The organism is Thermus igniterrae ATCC 700962 (assembly GCF_000376265.1).
In the GTDB taxonomy this organism is placed as follows: domain Bacteria; phylum Deinococcota; class Deinococci; order Deinococcales; family Thermaceae; genus Thermus; species Thermus igniterrae.
On sequence record NZ_AQWU01000023.1, the window covers coordinates 1 to 7,162 of the forward strand.

Annotated in this window: 9 protein-coding genes and 1 riboswitch; of the genes, 7 read left to right on the forward strand and 2 right to left on the reverse strand. The window is 69.2% G+C overall.

Annotated elements, in window-relative coordinates:
- Positions 1–58 precede the first annotated feature (58 nt).
- Positions 59–168: riboswitch (TPP riboswitch) on the forward strand.
- A 68-nt stretch (positions 169–236) separates the two neighbouring features.
- From thiE to thiC, 5 genes are read left to right on the forward strand one after another with little or no spacing between them, the layout of a single operon-like run.
- Positions 237–854 carry a thiamine phosphate synthase gene (gene thiE / locus B128_RS0100525; protein ID WP_018110353.1) on the forward strand — a complete coding sequence of 206 codons (618 nt, stop codon included), beginning with the start codon at positions 237–239 and terminating at the stop codon, positions 852–854.
- The gene (thiS, locus tag B128_RS0100530) at positions 841–1,035 is read left to right on the forward strand and encodes a sulfur carrier protein ThiS (protein WP_018110354.1); all 195 of its coding nucleotides are present in this window, start codon (positions 841–843) and stop codon (positions 1,033–1,035) included. Before thiE ends, thiS begins: the two co-directional genes overlap by 14 nt.
- Positions 1,036–1,818, forward strand: a complete 783-nt coding sequence (locus tag B128_RS0100535; protein WP_018110355.1) for a thiazole synthase — start codon at positions 1,036–1,038, stop codon at positions 1,816–1,818.
- Complete coding sequence (locus B128_RS0100540) at positions 1,815–2,753, forward strand: FAD-dependent oxidoreductase (protein WP_018110356.1); 939 nt, start codon at positions 1,815–1,817, stop codon at positions 2,751–2,753. Before B128_RS0100535 ends, B128_RS0100540 begins: the two co-directional genes overlap by 4 nt.
- On the forward strand, positions 2,740–4,047 hold the full coding sequence (thiC, locus tag B128_RS0100545) for a phosphomethylpyrimidine synthase ThiC (protein WP_018110357.1): 1,308 nt from the start codon (positions 2,740–2,742) through the stop codon (positions 4,045–4,047). The genes B128_RS0100540 and thiC overlap by 14 nt, the downstream gene beginning before the upstream one ends.
- On the opposite strand, the gene B128_RS0100550 is transcribed toward thiC, so the two are convergent.
- Together B128_RS0100550 and B128_RS0100555 are read right to left on the reverse strand one after the other, a co-directional pair.
- The gene (locus B128_RS0100550) at positions 4,044–4,226 is read right to left on the reverse strand and encodes a hypothetical protein (protein WP_018110358.1); all 183 of its coding nucleotides are present in this window, start codon (positions 4,224–4,226) and stop codon (positions 4,044–4,046) included. The two genes, thiC and B128_RS0100550, sit on opposite strands and share 4 nt — an antisense overlap.
- Positions 4,219–4,437, reverse strand: a complete 219-nt coding sequence (locus B128_RS0100555; RefSeq protein ID WP_018110359.1) for a hypothetical protein — start codon at positions 4,435–4,437, stop codon at positions 4,219–4,221. The genes B128_RS0100550 and B128_RS0100555 overlap by 8 nt, the downstream gene beginning before the upstream one ends.
- A 25-nt stretch (positions 4,438–4,462) precedes the next feature.
- On the opposite strand from B128_RS0100555, the gene thiD reads away from it, so the two are divergent.
- Positions 4,463–5,239, forward strand: a complete 777-nt coding sequence (gene thiD / locus B128_RS0100560) for a bifunctional hydroxymethylpyrimidine kinase/phosphomethylpyrimidine kinase (RefSeq protein ID WP_018110360.1) — start codon at positions 4,463–4,465, stop codon at positions 5,237–5,239.
- A 48-nt stretch (positions 5,240–5,287) separates the two neighbouring features.
- Positions 5,288–6,793, forward strand: coding sequence for an alkaline phosphatase (locus B128_RS0100565; RefSeq protein ID WP_018110361.1), 1,506 nt, complete (start codon positions 5,288–5,290; stop codon positions 6,791–6,793).
- Positions 6,794–7,162 lie beyond the last annotated feature (369 nt).

The window sequence follows — 7,162 nt, forward strand, 5'->3', positions numbered from 1 at the left end:
AGGGTATAATTTCCTGTAGCCGGCCCCACACCTTTGCCCTAGGCCGTGCTATACTGGGGCCGCAGGCTAGGGGTGCCCCAAGCGAGGGGCTGAGAGCTGGGTGCCTCCCAGCAACCCTTGGAACCTGATCCGGGTAATGCCGGCGGAGGGAAGCCTTATGCGGAGAATATCCCCAAAACCCACCCTTCTCCTTGGGCCGCAGGGCTTTGCCTTGCCGGCCTGAGGAGGTGAGCGGCTTGCAGGGCAGGCTTTACCTGGTGGTGACCCCCAGGCCCGGCTGGAGCCAGGAGAAGACCCTGGAGCGCACGGAGCGGGCCCTGGCGGGGGGCGTGGAGGTCTTGCAGCTTCGGGCCAAGGACTGGGAGGCCCGGGCCATCCTGGAGCTGGGGGAGAGGATGCGGGCCCTGGCCTGGCGCTATGGGGTGCCCTTCGTCCTCAACGACCGCCCCGACCTGGCCGCCCTCCTGGAGGCGGATGGAGTGCACTTGGGGCAGGGAGACCTCACCCCGCAGGAGGCCCGGCGGTTTTTCTCCGGCCTGGTGGGCCGCTCCACCCACGCCCCCGAGCAGGCCCTGAAGGCCCTGGAGGAGGGGGCGGACTACCTTTCCGTGGGCCCGGTGTGGGAGACCCCCACCAAGCCCGGGCGCAAGGCGGCGGGTCTGGGGTATGTGCGCTGGGCGGCGGCGCACCTGCGGGCGCCTTGGTTCGCCATCGGGGGCATAGACCTTGCCAACCTGGACCAGGTCCTGGAAGCGGGGGCCAGGCGGGTGGTGGTGGTGCGGGCCATCCTGGACGCCGAGGACCCCGAGCGGGCGGCCAGGGCCTTCAGGGAGCGGCTTTATGGTGTGGCTTAACGGTGAACCCAGGCCCCTCGAGGGCCGGACCCTCAAGGAGGTGCTGGAGGAGCTGGGGGTGGAGCTTGGCCGGGTGGCCGTCCTCCTCAACGAGGAGGCCTACCCCGGCACCGAGCTTCCCCACCACGTCCTGCAGGAAGGGGACGTGGTGGAGGTAGTAGCCCTGATGCAAGGAGGCTAGATGGACACCTGGAAGGTGGGGGAAGAGGAACTTAGGAGCCGGCTCATCCTGGGCTCGGGGAAGTTCAGGGACTTCGGCGTGATGCGGGAGGCCATCGCCGCGGCGGGGGCTGAGGTGGTCACGGTCTCCGTGCGGCGCGTGGAGCTGAAGGCCCCGGGGCACGTGGGCCTCCTGGAGGCCCTGGAGGGGGTGCGGCTTCTGCCCAACACCGCCGGGGCCAAGACGGCGGAGGAGGCGGTGCGCCTGGCCCGCCTGGGCCGCGTCCTCACGGGGGAACGCTGGGTGAAGCTGGAGGTGATCCCCGACCCCAACTACCTCCTTCCCGACCCCCTGGAGACCCTCGAGGCCGCCCGGCGGCTTCTGGAGGAGGGCTTCGTGGTCCTGCCCTACATGGGGCCGGACCTGGTCCTGGCCAAGCGGCTTGCCGCCCTGGGCACGGCCACGGTGATGCCCCTGGCCGCCCCCATCGGCTCGGGCTGGGGGGTGAGGACCCGGGCCCTGCTGGAGCTCTTTGCCCGGGAGAGGAGCAGCCTGCCCCCGGTGGTGGTGGACGCGGGGCTCGGCCTTCCCTCCCACGCGGCGGAGGTGATGGAGCTGGGGCTGGACGCGGTCCTGGTCAACACCGCCATCGCCGAGGCCCAGGACCCCCCGCGCATGGCCGAGGCCTTCCGCCTGGCGGTGGAAGCGGGGCGGAAGGCCTTCCTGGCAGGGCCCATGCGGCCCAGGGAGGGGGCAAGCCCCTCCAGCCCCACCCACGGGGTGCCCCTGGGAGGCCGGGGATGAGGGCCGAGGTAGCCGTGGTGGGGGCGGGGGTGGTGGGGGCCCTCACGGCCTATGAGCTCAGGAAGCGGGGCCTTTCCGTGCTCCTCCTGGACGCGGGCAAGGAGGGAGCGGCCACCCTGGCCAGCGCCGGCATGCTGGCCCCCTACCCCGAGGGGCTCTCCGGGGAGCTCCTCAAGGGGGCCCACTTTGGCCTGGAGTACTACCCGGGCCTCCTGGCGGAGCTTAGGGAGCGGGGCTTCGAGGTGGAGGCGGGGTTTTCCGCCACCCACGTGGTGGCCCTCTCCCAGGGGGAAAAGGCCCTCTGGGGGGCGGAGGAGCCCCTGCCCTACCCGGTGCGGGGGGGTCTAGGCGCCAGGGCCTTTCCCGGGGGGTACGTGAACCCCAAAGCCCTTCGGGCCGCCCTCCTCCAGGCCCTGGCCGCCATGGGGGTGCCCCGCCTCGAGGCCGAGGTGGAGGAGGTAGGAGAGGGCCGCGTCCGCTGGCGGGAGGGGGAAGCCAGGGTGCGGTGGGTGCTCCTGGCCGTGGGGGCCTGGGGCGGGCGGTTCGGCCTCCCGGTGCGCCCCCTCAAGGGCGAGGCCCTCCTCCTCCAGGGCCCCCCGCCCCCCGCTCCCCTTTTCGCCGGGGAGGGGTACCTCCTGCCCCGGGAGAGCGGGGTGTACGTGGGGGCCACCAGCCGGGAAGGGTGGGGGGAGGGGGTGGACCTCTTCGGCCTCAGGTGGCTGGCCGACTACGCCCACGAAAGGTTCCCCTCCCTGGAAGGGGCCTCTTTCCGGGGCCTCCTCTGGGGCTACCGGCCCCTGGGGGAGCTTTTCGTGGGGGAGTGGACCAAGGGGGTTTTGGCCGCCACGGGCCACGGGAGGAACGGCGTCCTCCTGGCCCCGTGGACGGCCCAGAAGGTGCTTGCGCTTTTGGGGGTGGAGCATGACGCAGCTTGAGGCGGCAAGGAAGGGCATCCTCACCGAGGAGATGGCCTACGTGGCCGAGAAGGAGGGGGTTTCCCCGGAGTTCGTGCGGGAAGGGGTGGCATCAGGCCGCATCGTGATTCCCCGCAACCCCAACCACCACACCCTGCGGGACTTCAAGGGCATCGGGGAGGGGCTTTCCGTGAAGGTGAACGCCAACCTGGGCACCTCCTACGATTACGTGGACGTGGAGGAGGAGGTGGAGAAGGCCCGGGTGGCCATCCAGTACGGGGCGGACACCATCATGGACCTCTCCACGGGGGGCGACCTCAAGGCCATCCGCCGGCGCATCCTGGAGGTGGCCACCGTCCCCCTGGGCACCGTGCCCATCTACGAGGCGGAGTTCCGGGCGGCCCGGCGGAAGAGCTTTTTTGACATGTCCGCCGATGAGCTCTTCGCGGTGATTGAGGAGCACGGCCGGGAGGGGGTGGACTACATCACCGTCCACGTGGGGGTGACCCTGAAGAACCTGGAGGTCTACCGCCACAGCCACCGGACCACGGGCATCGTGAGCCGGGGCGGGGGGCTCATGGCCGCCTGGATGCTCCACCGGGGGGAGGAAAACCCCCTCTACGCCCGCTTTGACGACCTCCTGGACATCGCCCGCACCTACGACATGACCCTCTCCCTGGGGGACGGGCTCCGCCCGGGCTCCCTGGCGGACAGCACCGACCGGGCCCAGATAGCCGAGCTCCTCACTATTGGGGAGCTGGTGGAGCGGGCCCGCAGGGCCGGGGTCCAGGCCATGGTGGAGGGTCCCGGGCACATTCCCCTGCCCGAGGTGGCGGCCAACGTCCAGATTCAAAAAAAGCTCACTGGCGGGGCCCCCTTCTACATCCTGGGCATGCTCCCCGTGGACACCGCCGCGGGCTTTGACCACATCGCCGGGGCCATCGGCGGGGCCCTGGCGGGCTGGATGGGGGCGGACATGCTCTGCTACCTCACCCCCGCGGAGCACCTGGGCCTGCCCACCCCCGAGCACGTGAAGGAGGGGGTGATCGCCTTCAAAATAGCCGCCCACGCCGCGGACGTGGCCCGGGGGAACCCCCGTGCGCTGGAGCGGAACCGGAAGATGTCCGAGGCCCGCTACCGCCTGGACTGGGAGGGGCAGTTCGCCCTGGCCCTTTACCCCGAGGAGGCCCGCCGCCTCAAGGAGGAGCGGGGAAGCCGCACCAAGGCCTGCAGCATGTGCGGCCCCTTCTGCCCCATGAACCTGGTGGAGGCGGTGCTGAAGGGGAAGGCCCGCATGGAGCTGCCGGTGGTCTAGGGGAGGCTTTGAAGGTGCTCCTGGAAGACTTCCGCCACTTCCCATGGGGTAGGGAAGAGGTCCTGGCCGCCAAAGGTGGCCCAAGGCCCTTCCGGGGCTGCCAGGGGCCGTCCTTGGTCCAGGAGACCGGGGCTGCCGCCAAAGCGGCGGATGAGGTGGACCAGCACCAGCCTAGGCATCGGCCAGCCGGCGGTAGGGTTCCTCCCGCTCCTCCACGGAGGGCAAATAGGCCAGCAGGACCACCAGGTCCTCTTCCCCGCCCGGAGGATGCGCCACCAGGGTGTTTCCCACGGTCAGCACCTCCACTTCCTCCCCTTCCTGCCATCCGGGAGGGGGGCTTTGCAGGAGCAGGGCCAGCCCTTCCTCCAAGCAGAGGGCCTTGGCCTTCATCCTTCCATGATGCCGGGGGTGGAGCGTGCGCATAGCCCTCACCATCGCCGGCTCAGACTCCGGGGGCGGGGCCGGGGTGCAGGCCGACCTCAAGGTCTTCACCCGCTTTGGGGTTTACGGCGCCAGTGCCCTCACCCTCATCACCGCCCAGAACACCCTGGGGGTGCAGGAGCTATACCTGCTGCCCCCCGCCCTGGTCTACGCCCAGATCCAGAGCGTGGCCGAGGACCTGCCCCCCCACGCGGCCAAGACCGGGGCCCTGGGGAGTGGGGAAATCGTGGAGGCGGTGGCCGAGGCGGTGAGGCGGTTTGGCCTTGGGCCTTTGGTGGTGGACCCCGTCATGGTGGCCAAGGGCGGGGACCCCCTCCTGGCCCCTGAGGCGGTCGCCGCCCTCAGGGAAAAGCTCTTCCCCCTGGCCGCCCTCATCACCCCCAACCGCCTCGAGGCCGAGGCCCTCCTGGGTGCTCCCATCCGCACCCTGGAAGAAGCCCGGGAGGCCGCCAAAGCCCTCCTGGCCCTGGGGCCCAAGGCGGTGCTCCTCAAGGGAGGCCACCTGGAGGGGGAGGAGGCGGTGGACCTTCTGGCCACCCCCGAGGGCCTCCAGGCCTTCCGGGCCCCCAGGGTCCCCACCCGGAACACCCATGGCACGGGGTGCACCCTCTCCGCGGCCATCACCGCCCACCTGGCCCTGGGCCGCCCTCTAGCGGAGGCGGTGGCCGAGGCCAAGGCCTACCTCACCCGGGCCCTTCTGAGCGCTCCCCCTTTGGGCCGGGGGCATGGGCCCCTCAACCACCTGGCCTGACCGGCCTCTGACAACCCCCCTTCATCCTGGGTTTGGGAGGTAAAGAGGATGAAGCGTAGGGATATCCTAAAAGGCGGTCTGGCGGCCGGGGCCCTGGCCTTCCTACCCAAGGCTGATGCCCAGGGCGCGCCCCAGAACCAGCCCAGCCTGGGGCGGCGCTACCGCAACCTGATTGTGTTCGTCTACGACGGCTTCTCCTGGGAGGACTACGCCATCGCCCAGGCCTACGCCCGCAGGCGCCTGGGCCGTGCCCTGGCCCTTGAGCGGCTCCTGGCCCGCTACCCCAACGGGCTTCTCAACACCTCCAGCCTCACCAGCTACGTGACCGAGTCCAGCGCCGCAGGCAACGCCCTTTCCTGCGGGGTGAAGACGGTGAACGGGGGGCTGGCCATCCACGCGGACGGCACCCGGCTCAAGCCCTTCTTCGCCGCGGCCAAGGAGGTGGGGAAGGCCGTGGGCCTGGTGACCACCACCACCATCACCCACGCCACCCCGGCCAGCTTCGTGATTTCCAACCCCGACCGCAACGCCGAGGCCCAGATCGCCGAGCAGTACTTGGAGTTCGGCGCCGAGGTCTACCTGGGCGGGGGAGACCGCTTCTTCAACCCCGAGAAGCGGCAGGACAAGAAGGACATGTACGCGGCCTTTGCCGCCAAGGGCTACGGGGTGGTGAAGACCCCGGAGGAACTGGCCCGTTCGGGCGCCAGCAAGCTCCTGGGGGTCTTCTCTGACGGCCACGTGCCCTACGAGGTGGACCGCCGCTTCCAGGGCCTGAAGGTGCCGAGCCTCAAGGAGATGGTGCAGGCGGCTCTGCCCCGCCTTGCCTCCTACCGCAACGGCTTCGTGCTCCAGGTGGAAGCGGGGCGCATTGACCATTCCAACCACATAAACGACCCCGCAGCCACCCTGTGGGACGTGCTGGCCGCGGACGAGGCCCTCGAGGTCCTCACCGGCTTCGTGGACCGCAACCCCGACACCCTCCTCATCCTGGTGGCCGACCACGCCACCGGGGTGGGGGCCCTTTACGGGGCGGGGCGCAGCTACCTGGAAAGCTCCGTGGGCATTGACCTCCTGGAGGCCCAGAAGGCCAGCTTTGAGCACATGCGCCGCGTCCTGGGTTCAGCCCCCGATGCCGCCCAGGTGAAGGAGGCCTACCGGGCCATGAAGGGGGTGACCCTCACGGACGAGGAGGCCCAGATGGTGGTGCGGGCCATCCGCGAGCGGGTCTACTGGCCCGATGCCGTACGCCAGGGGATCCAGCCCGACAACACCATGGCCTGGGCCATGGTGCAGAAGAACGCCAACAAGCCTGACCGGCCCAACATTGGCTGGAGCTCTGGGCAGCACACGGCAAGCCCCGTAATCCTCCTCCTCTACGGCCAGGGCCTGCGCTTCCTCCAGCTTGGCCTGGTGGACAACACCCATGTGTTCCGCCTCATGGGCGAGGCCTTGAACCTCCGCTACCAGAACCCGGTGATGAGCGAGGAGGAGGCTTTGGAGATCCTCAAGACCCGGCCTGTGGGTACCCTCCACCCCGAGGACGTCTGGGCCTAGGGGTTTTCCCGGCTCCTCCTTCCATGGCGGCCTGAAGCCGCCATGTTTTTTTGGGGTATTGGATTTAAACCTGGCATTTACTTTCCCAAGCAATAGTTACTTCCAAACACGGGCCTTGACCGACGGAATGGGCACTTTTTCCGCTATACAAAAGCGAAGCGATTTGACGAAGGGCTTTTGGGCACAGATTTTGACCAAGCACATGCTTCCAGTAAGGTGCTATACTGAGGGTGTCCGAACCATCGGACGGGGATCTTGACAAAGGGTTTTTGGCTTGGGCAAGGGAAATATGCGCTTTTCCCTTCTCATCGCATCGCCCGCATGCCCATGAGCATGGGCCCAAACCCCGCAAAATGCCCTCTATACGCC